Consider the following 24,845-nt stretch of genomic DNA (forward strand, 5'->3'; position numbering starts at 1 on the left):
GACGGTCAACGGACAAGGCGGACTTGGCCCTTACGGGGGCCAAGTCCGCGTCTATAGAATGACGGCCCATAAATAATAGGGCCAGCACAGGCCTTGCCACCAGGCGGAGGCGAAAAGCAGGTCGAAGACCATGCCGGGCAGGACGAACCAGAGGATCATGTGGAAGGAGACGCGCTTGTCCATGCGAGTCACCACACGCCTGCTGAGTCTGACGGTATGGCCGGTGATGATGCCCTGGTAGCCGTCCTCCTCCACAACATCGGAGTCCGGCCGTTTGAATAGCAGGCGGCTGACAATGGTCAGCAGGATGCCGGTTCCCGCCAATGTGCCGAGGGACGCCGTCACCAAGGCATAGCCGGGTATGGGGTTGGCACGCCGGAGCGCGCGTTCCAGTTCAACGGCGAGCAGGACCGATCCGTAACTGCTGACCAGCGCCGAGAAAATGCCTGCTATGGACCAACCGAGAAAATCATTGAATCGCCACACTCCAGCGCGCTCCCAATCGTTCGGCGGCGGCGATACAGTGCTTGAAATGCCAGCACAACCCTAGAGGGTATTCAAGCGATCTCAGTCCATCTCCAGCATCAAGCCATCATGGGCCGGCTCCACCCCCCGGCGGCAGGGTCGCCATCAGGGTACGGTAGTCCAGGGTGTGGTTCATGTTGTGCGATCGGGAATGGAATTATAACTTCCAGATACGCTCACTCCGAGCGATATGAGAGGATAATGGTATGAATTTATTTCGTATTTTAGTCACTTGCGCTGTTCTGGCGTTGCCCGCTACGGCGCTGGCAGATATCACGCGCGTCGGTCGCGTGAACGTCAACGTGTCGCCCGCCAGCGGTTCTGTCATCACTGTGCTGGCGCCGGCCAATAATGTCGGTGGCGCAATCATCCGCAATGCGAATATGAACGTCGCCGGTGGCCAGATCGTGCTGATCGTCAGTCCGACTACGCCCACCGGCATCAAGGATGGGACCATCCTGCTGATGGCCGCATCTGCGAACACCTCAACGGATGGCACGGCCGTTCTGCCGCGAGAGGCATACGTGCCACCGGGGTATGGCATTTACGGCCTGGCGTCCACCAGCGTTTCCGTGAACTCCACCATCTGGGTCAATTTCGACGTCCAGCAGTGACCGGCATGACGTGCGGCCCCATCCGGACCGCTCACGTCATGGACTTACGCCATGTCGATGCCCCACCCGTCGTAGGCCGGCTCCACTCCCGGCGGCAGGGTCGCCATCAGGGTGCGGTAGTCCATGGTGTGGTTCATGTTGCGCGATCGGGAATGGAAATATAACTTCCCGATACGCTCACTCTGGGCAATATTGAGAGGATAGCGATATGAACTTATTTCGTATTTTAGTCACTTGCGCTGTTCTGGCGCTGCCCGCGACGGCGCTTGCCGATATCACGCCCGTCGGTCGTATGAACGTCAACGTGTCGCCCGCCAGCGGTTCTGTCGTCACTGTGCTGGCGCCGGCCAATAATGTCGGTGGCGCAATCATCCGCAATGCGAACATGAACATCGCTGGTGGCCAGATCGTGCTGATCGTCAGTCCGACCACGCCCACCAGCATCAAGGATGGGGCCATCCTGCTGATGGCCGAATCCGCGAACACCTCAACGGATGGCACGGCGGTTCTGCCGCGCGAGGCATATGTGCCGCCGGGGTATGGCATCTACGGCCTGGCGTCCACCAGCGTTTCCGTGAACTCCACCATCTGGGTCAATTTCGACGTCCAACAGTGACCGGCATGGCGTGCGGCCCCATCCGGGCCGCACGCCATGGACTCACGCCATGTCGATGACTAACCCATCATAGGCCGGTTCCACCCCCGGCGGCAGGGTCGCCATCAGGGTGCGGTAGTCCATGGTGTGGTTCATGTGGGTCAGATAGGCGCGGCGCGGCTTCAGCCGTTCGATCCAGCTGAGCGCCATGTCCAGGTGGGCGTGCACCGGGTGGGGCTCGATGCGGGTGGCATCGACGATCCAGGTGTCCACGCCGGCCAGGACATCCCAGGCCTTCTCATCCAGATGCACCACGTCGGTGGAGTAGGCGAAATCACCGATGCGGAAACCCAGGCTGGGGAGCCGGCCATGGTCCTGGTGGAAGGGGATGAATGTCAGGTCGCCGATAGTGACGGGGCCGGTGATGGTGTGGGGCACCAGGCAGGGCCGGGGGAACCAGTCCGGGCGGTCCTGCGGCTTGAAGCAGTAGTCGAACCGTTCGACCAGCTGTTCCAGGTTCACCGTGTCGGCGTAGACCGGCAATGGCTTGCGGGTCAGCCAGTTGACCTGCCGCAGGTCGTCGATACCATGGGCATGGTCGGCATGGGCATGGGTGTAGACCACGGCGTCGATGCGGGTGACGTGCGCATCCAGCAATTGCTCCCGCATCTCCGGTCCGGTGTCGATCAGGACGGTGGTCGTCCCGCTCTCCACCAGGATGGAGGCGCGGCGGCGGCGGTTGCGCGGCTCATGGGGATCGCAGTCGCCCCAGACGTTGCCGATCATGGGCACGCCGCCAGAGCCGCCGCAGCCCAGGACTCGGACCCGGAACGGCACCGTCACAGCCCCCTCCTCATGCGGGGAGGTCCTTCACGAAGGTGCCGCACTCGGCCGGTGGGATGCGGTCGAACAGCGTCAGCATGGTGGCGCTGGTCTGGCGCGCCAGCTCGGCCGGGTCCATCCCCTTCACCTCCGCCAGCAGGCGGGCGGTGTGGGCGACGAAGGACGGTTCGTTGGTCTTGCCGCGCATGGGTACCGGCGCCAGGAAGGGCGCATCGGTTTCCACCAGCATGCGGTCCAGCGGCACTTCCTTGGCGAAGTCGCGCAACTCTTCGGATTTCTTGAAGGTGACGATGCCGCTGAAGGAGATGTGCAGGCCCATCTCCAGCGCCTGGCGCCCCAGCTCGGGCGAGGAACTGAAACAGTGGAGCAGGCCGCGCAGATTGCCCTCGGATCCGCCCTCCTCCCGCAGGATGCGGACCATGTCCTCATCCGCGTCGCGGGTATGGATCACCACCGGCAGGCCGGTTTCGCGGGCTACGGTCAGGTGGGCGCGGAAGCTGGCTTCCTGCACTTCCTGCGGGCTCTTGTTGTAGTAATAGTCCAGACCCGTCTCACCCAGGCCCACCACCTTGGGGTACGCCGCCAGCTCGCGCAGCTTGTCGACGGAGCAGAGCTCCTGCTCCTCCAACGCCTGATGGGGGTGGACACCCACCGTGCACCAGACGTCGGGATAGGCCTGCGCCACGGCATGCACCTGGGGGAAGCGGCTGAGATGGGTGCAGATGGTCAGCATGGCGCCAACCCCGGCCGCCCGCGCCCGCTCCACCACCGCGTCGCGCTGTTCGGCGAAGTCGGGAAAATCCAGGTGGCAGTGGCTGTCGATCAGGAAAGGTTTCAGGGAAAGACCGTCCGGCATCAGGCCGCCCCCTCCGCTTCCTCGACATGGCGGGGGAACACGCCCTGCGGCGGCGGCAGGGGCGTGCCCGGCACCAGGGCCTGGTCCAGGTGGGCGAAGTCGCGGGCATCCTCCGGCACGGCCAGCAGGTCCAGCACCTTGGCCATGGCGCCCGGCATGAAGGGCTGGGTCAGGATGGCGACACGGCGCACCGCTTCCGCCAGCACGTACAGCACGGTGGCCATGCGCGCCGGATCCGTCTTCTTCAGGGCCCAGGGGGCCTGCTCGTCGATGTAGCGGTTGGCATCGCCCACCACCACCCACAGGGCATCCAGCGCCTTGTGGAAGGCCTGCACGTCCAGTTCGGCGCGCAGGGTGGCCAGCAGGCCGCGGGCGGCGTCCAGCAGGGCGTTATCGGCTTCGGTGAACGGGCCGGGCGTGGGTACCACGGCGCCGCAGTTCTTCTGGATGATGGATAGGAAGCGCTGGGCCAGGTTGCCGTAGCCGTTGGCCAGTTCGCTGTTGATGCGGGTGACCATGGCCCGGCGGGAGAAGTCACCGTCGTTGCCAAAGGGGATCTCGCGCATCAGGAAATAGCGCGTCTGGTCCAGGCCGTACTTCTCCAGCAACTCGGCGGGCGCCACCACGTTGCCCAGGGACTTGGACATCTTCTCCCCTTCAACCGTCCACCAGCCATGGGCGAACACGCGGGTGGGCGGCTGCAGGCCGGCGGCCATCAGAAAGGCCGGCCAATAGACGGTGTGGAAGCGCAGGATGTCCTTGCCCACCATGTGCATGGCGCCGGGCCAATACTGGGCGTAGGGCGTGCCCTCCCCCGTCTCGGGATAGCCGATGGCGGTGATGTAGTTGGTCAGCGCGTCCAGCCAGACATACATGATGTGCTTTTCATCGCCCGGGACGGGAATGCCCCAGTCGAAGGTGGTGCGGCTGACCGAGAGGTCTTTCAGCCCGCCCTTCACGAAGCTCATCACTTCATTGCGCTTACCGGGCGGGAGGATGAAGCTGGGGTTGGCCTCATAGAAGGCCAGCAGGCGGTCGGTCCAGGCGCTGAGGCGGAAGAAATAGCTGAGCTCCTCCACCCATTCGCATTCGGCGCCGGTGGGCGCGAACTTGCGGCCCTGGTCGTCGGTGCGCAGCTCGTCCTCGCCGTAATAGGCCTCGTCACGGACGGAGTACCAACCGGCGTAGGAGCCCAGGTAGATTTCACCATTCTCGACCAGCGTGCGCCACAGCGCCTGGACGGAGGTGACGTGGCGCGGCTCCGTCGTGCGGATGAAATCGTCGTTGGAGATGTTCAGCAGGCCGGTCAGGTCGCGGAAGTTCTGCGACACCTTGTCGGTGAAGGCCTGCGGGTCGATGCCGGCGGCCTTGGCCGACTTCTCCACCTTCTGGCCGTGCTCGTCCGTGCCGGTCAGGAACTTGACGTCAAAACCGTCCAGGCGCTTGAAGCGGGCCATCACGTCGCAGGCGATCGTCGTGTAAGCGTGGCCGATGTGCGGCACGTCGTTCACGTAATAGATCGGCGTGGTGATGTAGAAGGGCGGGCGCCCGGACATGGCAACTTCTCCGGCTTTGCAGGCTGTCAGAATATCATTTGGGGCACGGACGCCCCGTTGTCAGCGCCTCAGGACGCCGCCGCCTCGATCGTGCGCAGCGCGCTCAACATCACCTGCTTGCGATCGAGATTGGCGCCTTCCGCCTTGGCGAACAGGCGGTTAACGTTGTCCCATACCTCCATCCAGCGATCAAGCGCACGATCCCGGCGCGCGGCGAAGGACAGACGTTCCATCAGCGCCGCCTCGCCCTCCACGATTTCAGCCGCCGCCTGACCCCGGGCCAGCGCGCGGTTGAAGCGGGCCAGCCACCACAGCAGCAGGTCGGTGGTGGTCTCCCATACCGTGTCCTGGCCGGAGCGCGCCACCTGGTCGGCCAAGGCGTGGGCGGCGGCCAGGTCCAGGCGCGGCAGGGTGTCCAGCACCCCCAGCAGCACGCGGTAGAGATCCAGCCCGCCGGCGGCGGCCAGGTCCAGGCCCCGGCCGATGCTGCCATCCGACAGGGTGGTCAGGGCGGCGGCGTCCGCCATCTCCAGGTCCGGCATCATGCGGTTGACCAGGCTGCGCACCGTGGTGGTGGGCAGCGGTTCCAGCATCAGGGTGCGGGTGCGCGAGCGGATGGTGGGCAGCAGCGCGCCCGGATTGTCGGCCACCAGCAGGATCAGGGCCCGGGGCGGCGGCTCCTCCAGGATTTTCAGGATGGCGTTCTGGCCGCTGGGGTTCATCTGGTCGGCGCCGTCAACGACGACGATGCGCCAGCCACCTTCCGCCGCCGTCAAGCGCAGGAAGGGGGCGATGCGCCGCACCTCCTCCACCGGCAGGTCGCGCTTGAAGCGCTTGCGCTTCTCATCCCAGGTGCGCTGGATGGTCAGCAGGTCGCCGTGCGCGCCGGCGGCCACCCGCCGCGCGGTGGGGTTTTCGGGCGAGACGTAGAGGCTGGTGGGTGGCGGGGGGGCGCCGAACAGTCCGTCTTCCTGCCGCTCCGCCCCGCCTGTCAGCAGGAAGCGGGCGAAGCGATAGGCCAGCGTGGCCTTGCCGATGCCAGGTGGGCCGCCGATCATCCAGCCATGGTGCAGTCGCCCGCCGGTGGCCGCCTTCAGCAGCGTCTGCTCCGCCGCCGCGTGGCCCATCAGATCATGGGTGGCGATGGGGGTGGGCACGCTCTCGCGGTCGAAGGCTGGCGCGGCCATCAGGCGGCCCCCCGCAAGAGCCGCCCGGCCACCGCGTCGAGGAGGCGGGCGTGCACCGTCGCGATGTCGCCGGTGGCGTCAATGATGGCGCAGCGGCCGGGATCGTGGGCGGCGATGTCCAGGAAGCCCCGGCGCAAACGTTCATGGAAGGCCATGCCCATGCGCTCATAGCGGTCTTCCAGGCCAGGCCGGGTGCCGGCACGGGCCAGACCGGCCTCCACCGGCAGATCCAGCACCAGGGTCAGGTCGGGCATGAGGTTGCCGGTGGACAGGCGGTGCAACTCGGCCAGGATGCCCCGGTCCACACCCATGGCGTAGCCCTGATAGGCCACCGTGCTGTCGACATAGCGGTCGCACAGCACCCAGGCCCCCCGGGACAGGGCTGGGCGGACCAGCGCTTCGACATTCTCATGCCGGGCGGCGTTGTGCAGCAGCGCCTCCGTCAGGCGCTGCCAGGGCGTGTCACCGGCGACCAGCAGGCCGCGGATGGATGCCGCGCCATCGGATCCGCCGCCCGGCTCCCGCGTGGTCACCACCTCCACGCCCCGGTCGGCCAGGGCCTGGGCCAGCAGGCGGATCTGGGTGGACTTGCCCGCCCCCTCCCCGCCTTCCAGGGTGATGAACCGACCGGTCGCCATCAGGTCCCTCAGCTGCCGAAGATCATGCGGTGCAGGCCGGCGCCCATGCGGCCGAACAGGCCCAGCCGCGGCACGTCGTTGGCTGCCACCAGGGGGATTTCCACCGTCTGCAGATCGGGCGCCGTCACCTTCAGCGTGGCGACGACGCTGCCCTTGGCGACCGGTGCCGCCAGCGGCAACTGGCTTTCCACGGCCACCTTCATGGCGCGGCGCTGTTCATTGGTCAGGGTGATCTTGAGGCCGTCGGCGACGGTCACGGGCACGGTGGCGGCGGTGCCGAGCGACACCGGCAGGGTGTCAACCGTCTCGCCGGGCTTGAACAGGGCGTAGTCATCGAACTCATGGAAACCCCATTCCAGCAGGCGGGCCGGCTCATCCGCGCGGCTCTGCATGCTGGTCAGGCCGTTGACCACCAGCACCAGCCGGCGGTCACCGCGCTTGGCCGACGCGATCAGGCCGTAGCCGCCGGCCTCGGTATGGCCGGTCTTCAGGCCGTCCACGCCCATGCCACGGTACAGCAGGGGGTTGCGATTGCCCTGCTTGATCTTGTTGTAGGTGAACTCCAGCTCCGAGAAATAATGATAGTACTCGGGGAAGTCGTGGATGGTGTGGATGGCCAGGATGGCCAGGTCGTGCGCCGTGGAATAGTGATTGGCGTCCGGCAGGCCGGCGGCGTTGGTGAAGTTGCTGTCCTTCATGCCCATGTCGTGGGCGCGCTTGGTCATGTTGCGGCAGAAGGCTTCCTCCGTGCCGCCCAGGCCTTCCGCCAGCACGATGGTCGCGTCGTTGCCGGACTGCACCAACACGCCGCGGATCAGGTCCTCCACCTTCACGTTGGCGCCCAGCGGCAGATACATGGTGGAGCCTTCGGTCTTGGCCCCGCCCAGGTCCCAGGCGCGCCGGCTGACCGGCAGACTATCCTCCAGCGACAGCTTGCCGTTCTTCAGCCGGTCGAAGACCATGTACATGGTCATCACCTTGCTCATCGACGACGTCGGCATGTGCTGATCGGCGTTCTTGGCGAACAGGACGGTGCCGGTGTCGGCATCCATCAGGATGGCCTGGCGGGCCTCGGTGTCGATGGTGGCGGCGGAGGCCGCCGTGCCCAAAAGGCCGCTCAACAGCCCCAAGGCCAGGGCCATCCGCCTGACGGCGCCGCGTGTCGCCAAAACCTTCAATTCCATGTCTCTTCTATCCCGACTACGTGTCCGATAGCTCTAATAGCCTTAAAGCACGGCGGGGCACTGATGCCCCATGAACGGCCGCCATACCAGTCTCCAGACGGCCTATGGCCAAAATGTCCCACAGCCGGCGGCACTCCCAGGGGCGTGGGCCCGGCGATAGGGTGCGGCGGCGGGTGGGGGCATTTCAAGCCTTACTCGACGATCACCCGGGCGCCATTGTTGCCGGCCGCCACCACCTGGTCCAGCACCTGGTCGGCCTGTTCCGGCGTGTCCAGCGGCCCGACGCGGACCCGGAAGAACTGCGTTCCCCCCACCATGGTGGGCGCCAGGAAGGACGGCCCGATACTGGCCAGGCGCGCGCGCAGCTTGTTGGCGTTGTCGTACAGGGTGAAAGAGCCCGCCTGCACATAGATGCGCTTCACGCCCGGCGTCACCGCCACCTGCTGCACCACCGGTGCCGGCATGAAGCGGCCGTCGGGCTCGGTCGTGCCGGGGATGGTGGTGGGGGCCGCCACGGTGCGTGCCGGCGGCACCGGCTTGGCCGGCGGCAGGGACTGACCCTGTACCGTCACGCTGGGGCGCGGGGCGGCCTTGGGCACGGGGCTGCCGTCCGCCATGGTGGTGGGCACGGGCGCGCTGGCCGCCGGTTCGTTCAGCGCCACCTGGCTGCCGCCGGCCTGCATGGCGGCGGCGGCGATGGCGCGGCTTTCATCGGCCAGGATCTGCACGCGCACCTTGGCCGTACCCTGTTGCTCCATGCCGAGCAGTTGGGCGGACCGGCGCGACAGGTCGATGATACGGCCGGCGGCGAAGGGGCCGCGGTCGTTGATGCGCACGACGATGGAGCGGCCGTTGTCCAGGTTGGTGACCCGCACCAGACTGGGCATGGGCAAGGTTTGGTGGGCGGCCGTCAGTTCGTTCTGGTCGAAGGTTTCGCCGTTGGCGGTACGTTCCTGATGGAAGCCCGGCCCATACCAACTGGCGATGCCGGTCTGGTCATAATCATAGTCGGCGCGCGGATAGTACCAGATGCCGCCGATCTGATAGGGGTTGCCCACCTTGTAGGTCGGCTGTCCGGTGGCGGCCGCGCTGGGCGTCGGCGTCTTGACGGCGGCGGCGGGGCCGGGCGCCTCCTGCTTGTGGGCGCAGCCGGCCATCAGCAAGGCGCCCAGCGACAAGCCGGCCAGCGCCCCGGTCTTCCAGGGGGACCTGTTTGTCGATTCGTTGGCGGCGATGGCCGTCGCCGTCCGCCTCACCAGATTTGCCCGGCTCATCACTTGCACACCGCTATGGATTGTGGTCGCACCCTACAACAACTCACAGTGCCGCGCCAAGTTGATCGGCCAGCAAACCAACGGTGGTCGCAAAATAAGTCGACCGGTTCCAGTTCATGATGGTGCGGTAGTTGTCATAGACCAGGAAGGCCCGTCCGTCCGGGCCGTCCGGGATGACCAGCGAGGCCGACAGGGCGCGGGCGGGCAACGGCTTGCCTTCCAGCGTGCGCACGCCCGCCTTGGCCCATTCCCCGAGGGTACGCTTCTTGTCCAGGCCCGCTGCGGCGGCGGCGTCCAGTCCCTTCGCGGGCAGCTTCACCTCCCTGCCCCAACTCGTGCCGGCGTCCCAGCCCACGGTGGACAGGTAGTTGGCGGCGGAGGCCAGCACATCCGGCGTCCTGGTCCAGATGTCGCGGCGACCGCAACCGTCGAAATCCTGGGCGAACTTGAAGAAGGCGCTGGGCATGAACTGCACCTGCCCCATGGCGCCGGCCCAGGAGCCTTTCATGGTGGCGGGGTCGACCTTGTCCTCCTCGACGATGCGCAGGGCCTGGATCAGTTCCTTGCGGAAATAGGCCGGGCGGCGGCCGTCATGGGCCAGCGTCGCCAGGGCGTCGATGATGCGGAATCCCCCGGTGATCTTGCCGTAATTGGTCTCCAGGCCCCACAGCGCCACGATGTATTGCGGTTGCACATGGTACTTGGCGCTGACCTGGGCCAGCAGCGCCGCGTTTTGGCGCATCAGCTCCCGCCCCTTCTCCACCCGATCCTTGCTGAGCACGCGACCGGCATATGTGGCGAAGGTGACGGTACCCTCAGGCTGCTTGCGGTCCAGGTCGATGACGCGCGGCAGCTCCTGCACATTGCCCAGCGCCGCGTCCAACGTCGCCTTGCTGATGCCCTGGGCCATGGCCTCCTGGCGCACGCCGTCCAGCCAGCGGGCGAAATCCGCCTGTTGTTCCGGGGTGATGACGGTGGGCGGGGGGACCACCGGGGGCTTGTCCACCATGACCGTGGCCGCTGGCGGTGCTGCGACGGGTGACCCGGCGGCGGCCGGCGGCCCCCCGGCGCAGCCCGTCAACAGCAGTGCCGACAGCAGGCCGATGCCGATGCTGCGGGACGGAAGGGGGCGGCTGAAGGCGGACCGGAAAGGGATGGAGGGCACGGGGGCGGGTTCCTTGAAGGCGGGCGGATGGTCGTCAGCGGAATTAGAAACGGGATCAGGGCGTTTTGGTGGCGGGTTCGGGCGCCGGGAACAGGGTGTCGGTTCGGCCCAGCAGACGATAGGCCGCAAGGCCGATATACTCGTGCACCGACTGGGACAGCAGTTCCAGGCCGCGCAGCAGATCGAAGTCCAGCCGGTACAGCAAGGCTTTCGGCGCCCGTATGTCCACGGGATAGGGCACCACCGGCCAGCCGATGTGGCGGAAAATGCCAACGGACCTGGGCATATGAAAGGCCGACGTCACCAGCACCCAGGTTTGGCCCGGTGCCGGACGCATCAGGTCGCGGGTGAGCAGGGCGTTCTCCCAGGTGTTGCGCGACTCCCCTTCAAAGGTCACGCGGCTGATGTCCATGCCCATCTGCTCCAGGGCGGCGCGGGCCACCGGCGCCTCCTTCTCATCCGGTGACCGCAGCTCACCGGAGCCGCCGGAAAAGACGATGCGGGCATCGGGATAGCGCCGCGCCAGCTCGGGAACGACCATCAGGCGTTCGGCGGCGGCGTTCACCTCCGGCCGACCCGTCTCCGCCGTGGCGACCTGATCGACCGAGCCCCCCAGGATGATGATGCCGTCGACCCGGTCAGGCAACGCCGCCGGGGCGGGAAAGCGGGCTTCCAGCGCCCGCATGCTCCACGCTCCCACCGGCACCAAGGCGATGATCAGCAGGCCCAGAGCCGCAGCACGGGCGCAACGCAAGTGGTGTTGAAGCCTAAAGCTTCCAGTTGTAAAAAGTCCAAATATTAGAAATATAAGTAACAAATTGCCCGGGGCACTCAGTGCCCAGAAGACTTTGGACAGGGCGAAACTCAAGGTACTTGCCTCCCATAATAATTTGTCAGGTCCGTCGAATCAGCGGCGATGCAAGCCGTTCTAACCAGCGGCCGGGTGGGACGGTGCACTGAATCGTCAGATTTGCTGGGGTTTGCCGAATATTGCGGGAGCAGCGCAGTTTCCTCATGCGGGCCGGACAGAAAATGGTCTAAGGTCAAAATCAATCGAGAACAAGCTGGCCTAGCCCTTATCGTGACCGAAGCCTGCCTGACCGTCGCCGCCCGATCCGACGCGGCCCCCCCCAGTGCTGGTGCTTTGCAGGATATTTCCGTCTTCACCCGCCGGATTGACGATCACCTGACCAGCCATAGCGGCCCCTGCGCCGTCCTGGTCATCGAGATCTCGCGCATGGCGGAACTCTATAAGCTGCTCGGCCAGCAAGCGCTGGACACCTCCATGGCCATCATGGCCGAGCGGGTGTTGGGACTGTGCGGCGGCGAGGATGCGGTTTGCCGAATCGCGCGGGCGCAGTTCGCGGTGTTCCTGCCCGACCTCAGTCACGCCAGCAAGGCGCTGTTCACCGCATCCGCCCTGTCTTCCCGCGTCGGCGAACCCATCCTGGTCGAGGGCCGGCTGCTCTACATGGTGGCCAAGATCGGTGTCGCCGTGTCCCCCGATGACGGCACTAGCGGCCAGGCGCTGCTGCGCAACGCCGCCATCGCCCAGGGGGAAGTGGCCAAGTCAGGCTCCGTCCACTACCTGCATTACACCGAACAGATGCGGGAGCGGCTGCGCCACCAGTTGATCACGGAGACGGAGCTGCGCCAGGCCCTCCTGGATGAGGCGTTCGTCCTGCACTATCAGCCCAAGGTTTCCATCGCCGACGGGACACCGATCGGCGGGGAGGCGCTGATCCGCTGGCGGCATCCCACCCGCGGCTTGGTCTACCCGATGGAATTCATTCCCATCGCCGAAGAGACGGGGCTGATGGTGCCCATCGGCGAATGGGCGCTACGCGAGGCCTGCCGCCAGATTCAGACCTGGATCGAAGCGGGGAGCCAGCCGCTGCAGATCGCCGTCAACGTATCGGAGCGGCAGTTCCGCTGGGGCCACTTGCCCGCCTTGATTGACGTGCTGCTGCGGGAAACGGGCATCCCTCCCCATCTGCTGCAACTCGAGATCACCGAATCGGTGCTGCCGGAGGATCTGGAGGGCGCCTTGCGCCAAATGGCCTGGATCGCCGATTGTGGTGTGGCCCTGGCCCTGGATGATTTCGGCACGGGTTACTCTTCGCTGTCCTATCTGCGCGAACTGCCGCTGGACTGCCTGAAGGTCGACCGTAAATTCGTGCAGGACATGGAACAGGATATCGGCACCCGCCATATCGTGCAGGCCATCGTCGCCATGGCCAAGGCCATGGGGCTGAAGGTGGTGGCGGAAGGCGTGGAAACCGAGGGTGAACGCAACCTGTTGCACGGCATGGGGGTGGAAGAGGGCCAGGGCTACCTGTTCGCCCGCCCCCTGCCCGTCAAGGAATTCGAGCTGTTCTGCGGCCTGTGATCGTCGGCGCCAGCCTCGCTAAGCCGGCGGTTGCGCCGTATCGTCCTGCCTGACGGGTTTCGTGCCGCTCACTGCGCGAACCCAGCCGGCGACGATGGCGCCAACGCCGTCGCGCTCGAACTCGATGCCCACACCGGCATCGGTATGGCGCACGATGCGCACGGCGGCGGCCACCGGCGCACCGGGCAACCGCAGGACCCCTTCCGTTCCAATGGACAGATTCGCCCCGGGGGCGCGGGGGATAAGGAAGGCGCCACCGGCGGAAACATCGGCGATGCGGCAGGAGACGACGGCGTCACCACAGCTGAGCTGCACTTCGCTGTCCACCGACAGGCGGTCATAGGTGCGACGGTTGCTGGGCCGCACCAGACTGGACAGGACACGCTTGAGACCGCCCCAGGCCATATGCCGCCCCCTCCTCTAGAGTGCGATGGGTTCAGGCGGAACGCGCGGCGGTCCGTCGGGAAGGCGGGCGCGCTCAGCCATGTCATGGTCGCAGTGTGACGCCAAAGTTGCGGCGACGCAAATGCCTGGGGGGAATGCCTTTACCGCGAGCATCTCCTGGCCGCCACGCCCTGTGGTTTGTGTGCATTTTATTTCGGCAACGGAATGATTGTCGCCATTCGGAACGGGCGTTCAGCGGCGCGCAGGGACGATACCGTTCTCAGAACGGATATCCGCCAAGTCGAGGACATAGGACTCGAGTGCCAGCCGCTCCGCTGGACTGGCATCGGCGTATGCCCGAGTGCCACGGATGCGGGATAGCATCTCCGCCGCCCGCGCCAGGGCGATATCGGCGACTGTGCATGGGGATACGGCATTGCCCCTGGGCTGGGGGCTCCCTATCGTTGCGCCGGGATCGCCCTTGCGATCGTCTTGAGGATTGGACATCGTCCAAAATCTCCCCTGACAACAGTGGGCACTGATCTACAACGGAAATTGTTTATACAGCTTGCGTAGAGGCGGAGGAACGGAGGCGGGGGGACTATCTCCAAATCGACAGGAACAGGCGGACGCTTCTTCAATTATGCCGGGCGGCCGCCTCTGACGGGCCCACGACGGTCAAGGAAGGATCGCCACCTTGACGGGCATCAAGCACCTTGTGCACCGACTGGCCGATCATGCGGATCTCGTCGAACTGGGTGACCAACTCGAAACAAAACAGGAAAGCCAGGGTATAACAGGGCGCGGGAAAGCGCATCATGACCCGCAGGATAGGGGTGGCGTACAGCGGCCGGACGGCGTCGCGGGTCATCGCCAAGGTGATCAGTATGCCGATCACGGCGCCGCCCAGGATGTCTGTGGGGTAGTGAAGCCCCAAATAGACCCGCACCAGGCAGACGACCAAGGCCGTGTAGATTCCGGCGATGATGCCAATCCGACGCCACACCAGGAAGATGCCGGTGGAAACGGACATCCACAGCATGGCGTGGTCGCTGGGAAACGAACTCCATGTCCTGAGGATGGTTTCGGTTGTGCCGCTCAAGGGAAAGCGGAAAGGCACCTCCGGATCATAAATGGGACGCGGGCGGAAGGGCAGGAAATGGGCCAGCAAGCGCCCAGCGGCCAGCGACAGCAGGCCACTGACGAAGGTGGCGATGACCATCTCCTTTTCCCACGCCCCGCGCCTGCCCCCTCGAAACCAGACCCACCACAGGATGGCGACGAGAAACAGCCCCTTGAACAGGGAGAAGTCGGCGATGGTGCGGATGGCGTGATTGACCACCTCGGATGTGAAGGCGTGCCGGGTCAGAAATTCCTGGATGGCGCTGTCGAAGCCGTTCATGCGTCGTTCTTCCTCCCAGACCTCCAGCCGGCCCTTGGCACCAAGGACAATCCCTCAGGGCATGACGACAGCGTTTCCGGCCGCGATCATGCGGCCGGAGGATACGGTCATCCCCGTTTGCCCCAGGAATTTGGCTGGCGTCGGGAACGCGGAGACCAGCGGTTCCGACGCCTGACATTTAAATGCCAATAAAATGTAATAAAAACTTTATCTTCAGGAGCGCCGCCCCCAAAGCGATCTTTAGAAATAGGCCGTGCCGGCCGACTTAGCGGCCGAGCGGGGTATAGGCACGCTGACGAGTCCAGGCGTCCAACGCCAGTTCCACTGGGCGGAACAGGGGCTGCGGCAAGGCGTCCAGACCGTACCAGCCCCAGTCCGCGATTTTGTGCGGTTCCAGCACCTGGGGTTCCCCCGGTTCCACCTCCTCGGCAATGAACTGGATGTCCACATAGTGCTTGTCGTAGGCCAGGATGTTGTGCAGGCAAAGGAAGCGCAGACGGCGCACCACCAGGCCGCATTCCTCCCGCACCTCACGGATGGCGCATTCCTCGAAGGTCTCGCCATATTCCAGGTGTCCCCCACACCAGGAGTAGCTGCCATCGCCATGACTGTTGCGTCGGCGGCCCAGCAGGATGCGTCCCTCCCGCTGGATCAGGACCCCGATGCCGACCTTGGGCACGCCATCGGCGGCGGATGCTAGGGATGGGGTCATGGGGGTGCTCCGGATACTAATTGTGGCGGCTCAGGCCCGCCGAGCGGTATCATGATCGCCACGTCCCGCCAAGTGTCCGTCTTTCTTTCCGGAGTCGCCCCCCCATGTGCGGTCGTTACGCCGCCGTCACGCCGGCCCAGGCCATGGAAGCGCTGTTCCAGACCTTGGGCGCCCTGCCCAACTTCCCCGGCCGCTTCAACATCGCGCCCACGCAAACCGCCCCAGTGGTACGCTGGAACGCGCAAACGGGGGAACGGCGGCTGGATCTGCTGCGCTGGGGCCTGGTGCCGTCGTGGGCGGAGGATCTGTCGGGGGGCGCCCGGATGATCAACGCCCGGTCGGAAAGCGTGACCGAGAAGCCAACCTTCCGCCAGGCCTTCGCCCGCCGCCGCTGCCTGGTGCCGGTGACGGCCTTTTATGAATGGCGGGTCGAGAATGGGGCCAAGCAGGCCTACGCCATCGCTCCCGCCGATACCGGGACCGCCGCCTTCGCCGGCCTGTGGGAAGGCTGGAAGGATCCGACCAGCGGCGTATGGGTGCGCACCTACACCATCCTGACCACGGTGGCCAACGACGCCATCAGCCACATCCACCATCGCATGCCGGTCATCCTGGCGCCCGACCATTGGCCGGCCTGGCTGGGCGAGACGGATGCCGACGCGCCAGCGCTCCTGGACCTATTGCGTCCCTACCCCGCTAACGAGACGCGCTTTTGGGCGGTGGGACCGCGGGTCGGCAACGTGCGCAACGACGATGCCGACCTGCTGGTGCCCCAGGCGGCCCTGAGCCTGTTTTGACAATTACCGTTAGGCTTGTCGCAGGGCCCCCATCTTTTCGGTGACGCCGTCAAAGACGCAGCCCGATCTGCATCCAGAAATTCTCCCCCTGGGCCCGGTGCTCGGCCATGAACTCATGCTGCCAGGTGAAGGTGGCATCCAGCGGGCCGATATTATGGCTGATGGCCGGGCCTGCGGCGAAAGCCTTGCCACGGTAGCCGTCGCTGTCCACCTTCAACCCGTTCTGGGTGTCATCCTCGTACTGGACATAGAAGTAGCCGGAAACGCCGAAGCGCCATCCATCGACATTGCGGGCGACGGCGAAGTCCAGGTCGAAGTCCGAACCGGAGTGGTAGTGGGTGGCGTCGTTGGTGGTGTTGAACGCCAATCGTGGGGAAATCTGCGCCTGCCAACCTTCGGGATCAATGTAGGCCAGTCCAAGCGTGGGCTGGAAGGACCAGACATTGCGGCCGATGTTGGCCAGCGAGTTGGCGCTGTATTGTCCCACCGGCATGAAAATGTCGGTGCCCCATACCAGCGACAGGTTGGGGGCCAGATGCCATCCCAGCAGAATGGGGGTGATGCCGATATCGCCAAAACCCAACTTGCTGGTCTTTTGGCCGGCCACTTCGGCATGCAAGTCGACGATGGGGACGATGACTTCCGTTGCCACCTGCGCGCCGAACAGCTGATAGGGCGTCACCACGAAGCCGCGAAAGGTTTGGGAGACGGATTCCACGCTGAAGGCCAGCGGCAGCTTGTTGCCGCCGCCATCATTCATCTGATCTGCAGTATAATAGTTGGGCTGTAACAGAAGGTATTCACCGGGGGGCGGCATCGCGCCAGCCAGGTATATACTGGCACCAGGTGGGTAGCTGTTGCCACCGCTTTCGGTGGCGGTCGCTGTTTCCAGATTTGCAAACGCAGTTACGCACAGAATTGCTGCGCCAATCGCCCAATTTTTCAAAGAGCACGTCCTCCACATTGTTGAGACCATACGCGGGTGGCCTCATTTTATTCTGATGTGGAGAAAATCGACGAAAGTGGCCGCCTGGGACAAGGCGCATTATTCAATAGGGACTTATCTGTTCGGACGATACACCGTGCGGTTGCCACGGCGTCGCGGCGATATGTCGCGACGCCGGTGTCGGTGCCGGCACCCGCCATGAAACAGACTAAGCTATTGAAAAGATGGTGATCCCGGTGGGATTCGAACCCACGACCCCATGATTAAAAGTCACGTGCTCTACCGGCTGAGCTACGGGATCGACCGCGGGGAAAACGCCTTGGCTTTCCGCGAACGAAGACGGCGCCCGTGGGCCGTCCCGGTGTGGCGCGCACCATAATGACGGGTATGGGCGCGGTCAATGGAAAGAGGCGGGGTCCCGCCTTTTAGCGGCGCATAGGGCCCCTGCCCCAAAAAGATCACCTTGACGGACGGCTTACTCGCCGGCCCCGCCGGTGGCAGGATCTATCCCTTGCCGGGAGTCCTGGGCGAACCGTTCGGCCAGACGGTGGGCGACGCGCGGACTGACGAAATGGGCGATGTCCCCGCCCAACCGGCCGATTTCCTTCACGAAGCGGGAAGAGATGAACTGGTGTCGGTCCGACGCCATCAGGAAAACGGTCTCGACCTGCGGGTTGAGGCGCGCGTTCATGCCGGCCATCTGGAACTCGTACTCGAAGTCCGACACGGCGCGCAGGCCGCGGATGATCACCTTGGCCTGGCAGCCCACGGCGAAGTTCATCAGCAGGGTGTCGAAGGGCCGCACCTCCACCGAGATGCCCTTGGCGATCAGGGGCGCCACCTCGTCCTGCACCAGGGCCACCCTCTCCGGGGTGGAGAACAGCGGCCCCTTGCCGGCATTGCTGGCCACCCCGATGATCAAATGGTCGACCAGTTTGGCCGCCCGCTGGATGATATCGAAATGCCCGTTGGTGATGGGGTCGAAGGTGCCGGGATAAACCCCGATGCGACGCTCGCTCATCCTTCCCCCCGCCGATCCAATCCGCCCATCGTTCAGCTCCGTCCGCCGGCTTCGCCCTTGGGCCGGGTTTGAATCCCCTGCGGGGTCAAACCCGGTCGCCCTCAGTTGCCGGTTCCCTCGTCCGGACCCGCAGCGGGCCCGGCTTCACCTGGCGCGGCGTCATCCACCCCGCCTTCATCGGTACCGTCGTCGGCCAGCCGTGCCACGGACACCACGCCTTCATCCGCCGACAAGCGGAACAGGGTCACGCCCTTGCTCTTGCGCGCGGTGATGCGCACATCGTGCACGGGCATGCGGATGACCTGGCCGCCGTTGCTGACCATCATCACCTGGTCGGTCTCGGCGATGGGGAACACGGCGGCGATGGCGCGGTTGCGATCGCCCATGTCCATGTTCCAGATGCCCTGGCCACCACGGCCGGTCAGGCGGTATTCATAAGCCGACGTGCGCTTGCCGAAGCCCTGGACCGACACCGTCAGCAGGAATTCCTCACGCGCCTTCATCTCAGCGTACATATCCGGTGCCAGGGTGCCGACATCGCCGGTGGCTTCAGCCTCGACATCCGCTGGCGCATCGTCGACCTCCTCGCCCTGCTGGCGCCGCTCCGCCCCCGCTTGCTTGAGGTAGGCCGCCCGCTCCTCGGGGCTGTACGGGGTATGATGCAGGATGGACAGGCCGATGACCTCATCACCATCCGCCAGACGAATGCCACGCACGCCGGTCGAGGTGCGCCCGGCGAACACCCGGACATCCTCCACGGGGAAGCGGATGCAGCGGCCCAAGCGCGTGGCCAGCAGCACGTCATCCGCCTCGGTGCAGGTGCGGGCCGCGATCAGCAGTTCGCCCTCCTCCTCCAGCTTCATGGCGATCAGGCCATTGGCGCGGATGTTGGTGAAGTCGGACAGCTTGTTGCGGCGGACATTGCCGTGGCTGGTGACGAACAGCACATTCAGGTCGCCCCAGCTGGCCTCGTCCTCGGGCATGGGCATCACGGTGGTGATGACCTCGCCCTCCTCCAGCGGCAGCAGGTTGACCAGGGCCTTGCCCCGGGTCTGCGGCTGGCCCAGCGGCAGGCGCCAGACCTTCAGCTTGTAGACCATGCCTCGGCTGGTGAAGAGCAGCATGGGCGTGTGGGTGTTGGCCACGAACAGGTCGCTGACCGTATCCTCCACCTTCAGCTGCATGCCGCTGCGGCCCTTGCCGCCACGGGCCTGCGCCCGGTAGGTCGAGACCGGCACGCGCTTGATGTAGCCGCCCTGGGTGACGATGACGACCATGTCCTCGCGCTGGATCAGGTCCTCGATGTCCGCCTCGAACTCCAAATCCTCGATCTTGGTGCGGCGCGGCGTGTTGAAGCGGGCCTTCACCTCGATCAACTCGTTGCGCAGGATGGTCAGCAGCAAGGAGCGGGAGGACAGGATCTCCAGGAAGTGGCGGATCTGGTCGACCACGGCCGTCAGGTCGGCGCCGATCTTGTCACGCTCCAGCCCGGTCAGGCGGTGCAGGCGCAACTCCAGGATGGCCTTGGCCTGGGCCTCGGACAGGCGGTAGGTGCCGGCTTCCGACAGGCCGCGGCCAGGCTCGTCGATCAGGGTGATCAGCGGCGCCACGTCGCTGGCCGGCCATTCACGGGCCACCATCTCCTCACGCGCCGTCGCCGGATCCGGCGCCCGGCGAATGAGGGCGATCATCTCGTCCAGGTTGGCCACGGCCACGCCCAGGCCGACCAAGGTGTGGGCGCGTTCGCGGGCCTTGCCCAGCTCATACTCGGTGCGGCGGGTGATGACCTGTTCGCGGAACTTCACGAAGGCCGCGATGATGTCCTTCAGGTTCATCATCTCCGGCCGGCCGCCGTTCAGCGCCAGGGTGTTGACGCCGAAGGAGGTCTGCAGGGCGGTGTGGCGGAACAGCTGGTTCATCACCACGTCGGCCACGGCGTCGCGCTTAAGCTCCACCACCACGCGCACGCCGTCGCGGTCGGACTCGTCACGGACGTCGGAGATGCCCTCGACCACCTTCTCGCGCACCACCTCGGCGATGCGTTCGATCAGCTTGGCCTTGTTCACCTGATAGGGGATTTCGGTGAAGACGATGGCCCAGCGGTCCTTGCGGATCTCCTCGATCTCGCTCTTGGCGCGCATGACGACGGAGCCGCGGCCCGTCTCGAAGGCGGAGCGGATGCCGGCGCGGCCCAGGATCAGGGCGCCGGTGGGGAAGTCCGGACCGGGGACGATCTCCATCAGTTCGGGGATGGTGATGCCCGGGTTGTCGACATAGGCGCAGCAGGCGTCGATCACCTCGCCCAGGTTATGGGGCGGGATGTTGGTGGCCATACCCACGGCGATGCCGCTGGCGCCATTGACCAGCAGATTGGGGAAGCGGGCCGGCAGGACCGTCGGCTCGTCCTTCGACTCGTCATAGTTCTTCTGGAAGTCGACCGTCTCTTTGTCGATGTCATCCAGCATGGCCTCGGCCGACTTGGCCAGGCGCGCCTCGGTGTATCGCATGGCGGCGGCGGGGTCGCCGTCCATGGAACCGAAGTTGCCCTGCCCGTCGATCAACGGCAGGCGCATGGAGAAATCCTGCGCCATGCGGACCATGGCCTCATAGATCGAGCTGTCGCCATGGGGGTGGTAGTTACCCATGACGTCGCCGACCGCCTTGGCCGATTTGCGGTACGGTTTGGTGCTGTCGTACCCGCTTTCCTTCATCGCATACAGGATGCGACGGTGCACAGGCTTCAGGCCGTCGCGCACGTCGGGAAGCGCGCGGCTCACGATCACGCTCATGGCGTAATCGAGATAGCTGCTGCGCATCTCCTCTTCGATGGCGATGGGGGTGATATCGCTGGCGGGGGGGGCCGCGGGGGGCGTCGGAGTCGTGACCAAACCAGAATCCAGAATCAAGGAAAACCAAGCCCTCGGGGCGGATGGACACCCGTCCCGGGGCGATGGGGATATGTCGCTTTTCTAACACCATTCGCGCATGCGAACAATGAAACCGGCATCCGCGTCCCATATGGGCGGCACCGCCGGGCGGCGACTCGCCCATCCGGGCTCCTCCGGGTTTTGACGTCCCTGGCCCTGGGATGCGACAGTGCCGCCGTTTCCCCGTGGCACCGGTCCCTTCGCATGACTCCCCCCTTCCGCGTCCGCGGCTTCGATCACGTGGCACTGCCCGTCACCGACATGGCGCGGGCGCTGGCCTTCTATCGTGATATCCTGGGATGTCCGGTCACGGCGACCTATCCGGAGGATGCCCTGGTGCGCCTGGCGGTGGGTGACGCCGACCTGTTCCTGGTGGATGTCTCGGCGCCCAACGGCGCCTGGGCCAAGCCGCCGGCGGGGCCGGGGCGCAACCTTGACCATCTGTGCATCGCCCTGGCGCCCTGCGACGAAGGGGCGCTGCGGCGCCACCTGGCCCGGCATGACCTGAGCGTCCTTGAGGAAAGGGTGGGGGACAACCGCCATGGTCCCACCCTCTCCCTGTACATCCGCGATCCGGAAGGCACCCAGGTCGAGCTGTCGCTGCCGCGCTGATCGCCCGCGAGGTCCGCGCGCTTGAGGCTTCCTATGACCGGCTTTCGCGCCGCGACAGCAGGTGGAACCGCGCCATCAGCACCGACACCGCCACGACGCTCGCCACCAGGATGCCCTGGAAGATGCCCATGACGCCGTGGCCCAGGTGGAAGGCGGCATAGGCCGCCGTGGGGATCATGACGCCATAATAGCTGAAGAAATGCAGGGCGGTGGGGATCCAGCTGTCGCCCTGGCCGCGCAGCGCGCTGGCCATCACCGCCTGCCCGCCGTCCGCGACCAGGATCCACGCCATGAAGGCGATCAGCGGCACCAACTCGCGGATCAGGGCCGCATCGCTGGCGTAGAGGCGGGCGATGGCTTCCGGCAGGCCGGCGAACAGCAGGCCCACGCCGGCCAACACCAGAGCGGTGATGGCCAGACCCGTCCAGCCAGCCACCGAGGCCTCGCGCCGATGTCCCGCCCCATGCGCCTGACCCACCTGCACCGCCGTGGCCGAGGCCAGGCCCAGGGCCGCCATAAAGGCCAGGGCCAGCAGATTCAAGCCCACGGCGTAGGCGCCCAGCCCCAGGGCGCCCAGCCAGCCGGCAAAAATGCCCATGGTGCCGAAGGCGGATGATTCCGCCCCCTGGCTGAGGCCGGCGGCATAGCCCAGGTGCCGGTGCGGCCGTCCGGAGCGCCAGTCCAGGAAGGAACCGCGGACGCCGTAGCGGGCATGATCGCGCATGGTCCAGACATAGGCGCACAGGCCCAGCGCGGTGACCCAGCGGATGGTGGTGGTGGCGATGGCCGAGCCCATGGCCCCCAGGGCCGGCAGGCCGAAATGGCCGAACACCAGGGTGTAGTCCAGGGCGAAGTTCAGCAGGTTGGCGATGATCATGGAGATCATGGCCGGGAACGGCCGCTTGATTCCCTCCAGGAAGAAAGAGGTGCTGATCTGCACCACCGCCGCCGGCATGCCCAGCCCCAGGATGATGATGACGGGGGCGGCGCCATGGGCGATGCGCGGGTCCTGCCCCGTCAGCCGGAAGAAGGGCTCGCCGAACAGGCAGCCCACCGCCACGACGCAGCCCACCAGCAAGGCATAGGGGACGGAGCGGCGCCAGACCGCCCCCGCCTCCCGCGCCCGGCCACCCCCCACCGCCTGGGCCACCAGGATGATGGTGCCCATCATCAGGCCGACCACCGTGGCGAAGGCCGTGCCCACCGGGGTGTTGCCCAGGCCGAAATAGGCCAGTTCCTCCGCGCTGTGGCGGCCAACCATGGCGGTATCCACGGTCTGCATGAACAGCTGGCCCATGCGTGTCAGCATCAGCGGGGTGGCCAGCACCACCAGATCCCGGGCGTGCGCCAGAACCCGTGCCAGCAACGCGCCCCCCGGAGCCTCGGGCACAGCTCCGCCCGCCGTCGCCTCGTCCAGGGGCGGCAGGGGCGTCACCGTGGCTGACAGCTCCGGCGGCACGGGGGTTTCATGCTGGGCCATGGTGGAACGCTCTGGCGGCTTTATCGTTGCCCGGAAAGGCGGCCGGGCGGCCCTTCTGCCTACCGCGTGGCGCCGCGTCCCGCAACCCACGAGCGGCGCACGGCAGCTGGGCGCTCTTCTAGAAATTACCCGTCACCCGTACCCAGGCGCGGGTGCGTCGTCGCAGACCATCGCTATCCAGGCCGTTGATGCGGCCGGGATTATCGCCCACGACCTGGGCCAGGGTGGCGTCGACCGCCAGGGCATCCCCCGGGCGCCAGGAGACGGCGATGCCCAGCCCCTGCACGCCATAGTCGTTGGGCAGGTCCGTGCCCCGATTCCACCTGGCCCAGGGGGTGACGAACTGGCGGATCCAGCCGCCGTCCCAAAAAGCGGCGAAGCGCAACCCGGTCACCGGGCGCCAGCGCAGTTCCAGCGTGCCCACCGCCCCTTCCGCCCCCTGCCCCTCATTGACGGGATAGGCGCGGACGCCATCCGGACCGCCCAGGGCCAGGCGCTCGGAGCTGTCCAGATTGCCACTGGCCCATTGCCCGGACAGTCTCAGCATCACCTCCACCCCCTCACCCAACGGCTGCGCGTGGCTGGCGGTCATCGCCAGCTTGGCATAGGCGCCGCTGGTGCGGACGGATGCGGCGTCCAGCGCCAGGTTGTCCGGTACGCCGCCCAGGTCGACAGTGCCCCCGGTGAGCGCCACGTCCACCTGATTCGCCCCGCCCCAACCATCGCGCACCACGCCGCCCGCGCCCAGGGTGGCGGCGTCGATGACGCTGACACTGGTGACGATTTGGGCCGTGCGGTTCACCAGCCGGCGATGCTCATAACTTAGGCGCCCGTCCAGGGCGGTATCCTCCGACCGCCACACCGGCAGGGTGGCCATGGCCCCACCGGTGGCACCCCAGCCATCCGGCGTACCGGCGTTGAAGTCGTGGGCGACGCGGTAATCGAAGGCACTGCCATTCAGGCCCAGCCGCAGGCCGGAATAGCCCACGGGCGCGGTAGCCGCCAGCCGGCCGTAGGTCGTGCCCAGGCTGCGCATGCCGGTCAGGATGGTCTGGTCGCCGATGCCGTCCACGTCATTGGCCGACAGCACGGCGATGCCGCGCCAGCCCCCACTGGCCCGTTGCGCCTGGTTGTCCACCAGGGCAATGCCGTTGAACAGCGGCCCCTCGGTCAGCTTCAGGCGGATGTCGGTCTGGTCCGGCGCGCCGCCCGCTTCCGCCGTGGCCGTGGCGGTGATGCCGGGCACGGCGTCCAGGGCGGCGACCCCCTGTTCCAGCGCATTTAGGCGGAGCGTTTCTCCCACCGCCTGGCGGTTCAGCAGATAGCCGGCGGCCAAATCGCCGTCCAGCCGGGTGTCGCTGGCGGAATCCACCACCACCCGACCCAGCCGGCTTTCCTGCACGGCGATGGTGACGACACCGTCGCGGATCTCCTGCCGGGGCAAGTAGGCCCGGGCCAGGTAGCCATGCTGCCGGTAGTAGGTGCTGATGGCGCCGGCGGCCGACTGCAACCCGCCCAGGGTGAGGTCGCGGTTGCGGAAAGGCGCCACCACCGTCTGGAGGTCGGCCTCCGGGAACAGGGTGGTGATGATGTGGAAGGCCGTCACCCGCACCGTGGGGCCCTGGGCCGCCGGCACCCGAGGGGGGCCCTCGGGTGCAAGGGGGCGCAAAGGGGCCGGTGGGGCGGACAGGCTGGGGGATGAACGTTCGGTGTCACGCAGGATGCTGCCGGCGTCGGG

At 66.2% G+C, this 24,845-nt stretch carries 23 protein-coding genes and 1 tRNA gene; 5 read left to right on the forward strand and 19 right to left on the reverse strand.

The genetic code is table 11. From position 1 onward, the window contains the following. Nucleotides 1-51: 51 nt before the first annotated feature. The gene (locus FHS74_RS08770) at nucleotides 52-486 is read right to left on the reverse strand and encodes a hypothetical protein (RefSeq protein ID WP_184799522.1); all 435 of its coding nucleotides are present in this window, start codon (nucleotides 484-486) and stop codon (nucleotides 52-54) included. Nucleotides 487-731: 245 nt separating this feature from the next. On the opposite strand from FHS74_RS08770, the gene FHS74_RS08775 reads away from it, so the two are divergent. Further along, entirely contained in the window at nucleotides 732-1,139 is a 408-nt protein-coding gene (locus FHS74_RS08775) for a hypothetical protein (protein ID WP_184799524.1), read from the forward strand. Between the two features lie 208 nt (nucleotides 1,140-1,347). Next, nucleotides 1,348-1,755, forward strand: a complete 408-nt coding sequence (locus tag FHS74_RS08780; protein ID WP_184799526.1) for a hypothetical protein — start codon at nucleotides 1,348-1,350, stop codon at nucleotides 1,753-1,755. Nucleotides 1,756-1,797: 42 nt separating this feature from the next. Here FHS74_RS08780 and FHS74_RS08785 read toward each other — a convergent pair whose 3' ends face one another. The 9 genes from FHS74_RS08785 to FHS74_RS08825 form a co-directional block, all read right to left on the reverse strand. Next, entirely contained in the window at nucleotides 1,798-2,577 is a 780-nt protein-coding gene (locus tag FHS74_RS08785; RefSeq protein WP_343066891.1) for an MBL fold metallo-hydrolase, read from the reverse strand. A gap of 10 nt (nucleotides 2,578-2,587) precedes the next feature. Next, a complete protein-coding gene (locus FHS74_RS08790; RefSeq protein ID WP_184799528.1) occupies nucleotides 2,588-3,433 on the reverse strand; it encodes a TatD family hydrolase in 846 nt (281 codons plus the stop codon). Further along, complete coding sequence (gene metG / locus FHS74_RS08795) at nucleotides 3,433-4,989, reverse strand: methionine--tRNA ligase (RefSeq protein WP_184799530.1); 1,557 nt, start codon at nucleotides 4,987-4,989, stop codon at nucleotides 3,433-3,435. The genes FHS74_RS08790 and metG overlap by 1 nt, the downstream gene beginning before the upstream one ends. A 68-nt stretch (nucleotides 4,990-5,057) precedes the next feature. Next, nucleotides 5,058-6,176, reverse strand: a complete 1,119-nt coding sequence (locus tag FHS74_RS08800; RefSeq protein ID WP_184799532.1) for a DNA polymerase III subunit delta' — start codon at nucleotides 6,174-6,176, stop codon at nucleotides 5,058-5,060. Further along, complete coding sequence (gene tmk / locus FHS74_RS08805) at nucleotides 6,176-6,814, reverse strand: dTMP kinase (RefSeq protein WP_184799534.1); 639 nt, start codon at nucleotides 6,812-6,814, stop codon at nucleotides 6,176-6,178. Before tmk ends, FHS74_RS08800 begins: the two co-directional genes overlap by 1 nt. A gap of 8 nt (nucleotides 6,815-6,822) precedes the next feature. Continuing rightward, nucleotides 6,823-7,998 (reverse strand): D-alanyl-D-alanine carboxypeptidase family protein, encoded by a 1,176-nt coding sequence (locus tag FHS74_RS08810; protein WP_184799536.1) that lies wholly within the window; start codon nucleotides 7,996-7,998, stop codon nucleotides 6,823-6,825. A gap of 191 nt (nucleotides 7,999-8,189) precedes the next feature. Then, complete coding sequence (locus FHS74_RS30925; RefSeq protein ID WP_184799538.1) at nucleotides 8,190-9,272, reverse strand: septal ring lytic transglycosylase RlpA family protein; 1,083 nt, start codon at nucleotides 9,270-9,272, stop codon at nucleotides 8,190-8,192. Between the two features lie 43 nt (nucleotides 9,273-9,315). After that, nucleotides 9,316-10,437 carry a lytic murein transglycosylase gene (locus FHS74_RS08820; protein WP_343066892.1) on the reverse strand — a complete coding sequence of 374 codons (1,122 nt, stop codon included), beginning with the start codon at nucleotides 10,435-10,437 and terminating at the stop codon, nucleotides 9,316-9,318. A 55-nt stretch (nucleotides 10,438-10,492) separates the two neighbouring features. Further along, nucleotides 10,493-11,191 carry a YdcF family protein gene (locus FHS74_RS08825; RefSeq protein ID WP_246463007.1) on the reverse strand — a complete coding sequence of 233 codons (699 nt, stop codon included), beginning with the start codon at nucleotides 11,189-11,191 and terminating at the stop codon, nucleotides 10,493-10,495. Between the two features lie 327 nt (nucleotides 11,192-11,518). Between FHS74_RS08825 and FHS74_RS08830 the strand changes: the two genes are divergently transcribed. Continuing rightward, nucleotides 11,519-12,826 (forward strand): EAL domain-containing protein, encoded by a 1,308-nt coding sequence (locus FHS74_RS08830; protein WP_184799542.1) that lies wholly within the window; start codon nucleotides 11,519-11,521, stop codon nucleotides 12,824-12,826. Between the two features lie 18 nt (nucleotides 12,827-12,844). On the opposite strand, the gene FHS74_RS08835 is transcribed toward FHS74_RS08830, so the two are convergent. The 3 genes from FHS74_RS08835 to FHS74_RS08845 form a co-directional block, all read right to left on the reverse strand. Next, nucleotides 12,845-13,231, reverse strand: coding sequence for a PilZ domain-containing protein (locus tag FHS74_RS08835; protein WP_184799544.1), 387 nt, complete (start codon nucleotides 13,229-13,231; stop codon nucleotides 12,845-12,847). 616 nt (nucleotides 13,232-13,847) lie between these two features. Continuing rightward, the gene (locus tag FHS74_RS08840) at nucleotides 13,848-14,612 is read right to left on the reverse strand and encodes a phosphatase PAP2 family protein (RefSeq protein WP_184799546.1); all 765 of its coding nucleotides are present in this window, start codon (nucleotides 14,610-14,612) and stop codon (nucleotides 13,848-13,850) included. A 265-nt stretch (nucleotides 14,613-14,877) separates the two neighbouring features. After that, nucleotides 14,878-15,324, reverse strand: coding sequence for a nucleotide triphosphate diphosphatase NUDT15 (locus FHS74_RS08845; RefSeq protein ID WP_184799548.1), 447 nt, complete (start codon nucleotides 15,322-15,324; stop codon nucleotides 14,878-14,880). Nucleotides 15,325-15,428: 104 nt separating this feature from the next. Here FHS74_RS08845 and FHS74_RS08850 point away from each other — a divergent pair, with 104 nt between their 5' ends. After that, a complete protein-coding gene (locus tag FHS74_RS08850; RefSeq protein WP_184799550.1) occupies nucleotides 15,429-16,121 on the forward strand; it encodes an SOS response-associated peptidase in 693 nt (230 codons plus the stop codon). A 49-nt stretch (nucleotides 16,122-16,170) separates the two neighbouring features. Here FHS74_RS08850 and FHS74_RS08855 read toward each other — a convergent pair whose 3' ends face one another. From FHS74_RS08855 to gyrA, 4 genes are all read right to left on the reverse strand, one after another. Then, complete coding sequence (locus tag FHS74_RS08855; RefSeq protein WP_184799552.1) at nucleotides 16,171-16,881, reverse strand: SphA family protein; 711 nt, start codon at nucleotides 16,879-16,881, stop codon at nucleotides 16,171-16,173. A gap of 411 nt (nucleotides 16,882-17,292) precedes the next feature. Next, a tRNA-Lys gene (locus FHS74_RS08860) sits at nucleotides 17,293-17,368 on the reverse strand. A gap of 174 nt (nucleotides 17,369-17,542) precedes the next feature. Further along, entirely contained in the window at nucleotides 17,543-18,088 is a 546-nt protein-coding gene (gene coaD / locus FHS74_RS08865) for a pantetheine-phosphate adenylyltransferase (RefSeq protein ID WP_184799554.1), read from the reverse strand. A gap of 101 nt (nucleotides 18,089-18,189) precedes the next feature. Continuing rightward, nucleotides 18,190-20,904, reverse strand: a complete 2,715-nt coding sequence (gene gyrA / locus FHS74_RS08870) for a DNA gyrase subunit A (RefSeq protein ID WP_246463028.1) — start codon at nucleotides 20,902-20,904, stop codon at nucleotides 18,190-18,192. 315 nt (nucleotides 20,905-21,219) lie between these two features. Here gyrA and FHS74_RS08875 point away from each other — a divergent pair, with 315 nt between their 5' ends. Continuing rightward, entirely contained in the window at nucleotides 21,220-21,627 is a 408-nt protein-coding gene (locus FHS74_RS08875; protein WP_184799556.1) for a VOC family protein, read from the forward strand. Between the two features lie 31 nt (nucleotides 21,628-21,658). Here FHS74_RS08875 and FHS74_RS08880 read toward each other — a convergent pair whose 3' ends face one another. Together FHS74_RS08880 and FHS74_RS08885 are read right to left on the reverse strand one after the other, a co-directional pair. Then, nucleotides 21,659-23,107: an MATE family efflux transporter gene (locus FHS74_RS08880; RefSeq protein ID WP_184799557.1), complete on the reverse strand. Its 1,449-nt coding sequence runs from the start codon at nucleotides 23,105-23,107 to the stop codon at nucleotides 21,659-21,661. A 118-nt stretch (nucleotides 23,108-23,225) separates the two neighbouring features. After that, a complete protein-coding gene (locus FHS74_RS08885; RefSeq protein ID WP_184799558.1) occupies nucleotides 23,226-24,743 on the reverse strand; it encodes a POTRA domain-containing protein in 1,518 nt (505 codons plus the stop codon). Nucleotides 24,744-24,845: the final 102 nt, after the last annotated feature.

Source organism: Nitrospirillum iridis (assembly GCF_014205765.1).
Lineage (GTDB): Bacteria > Pseudomonadota > Alphaproteobacteria > Azospirillales > Azospirillaceae > Nitrospirillum > Nitrospirillum iridis.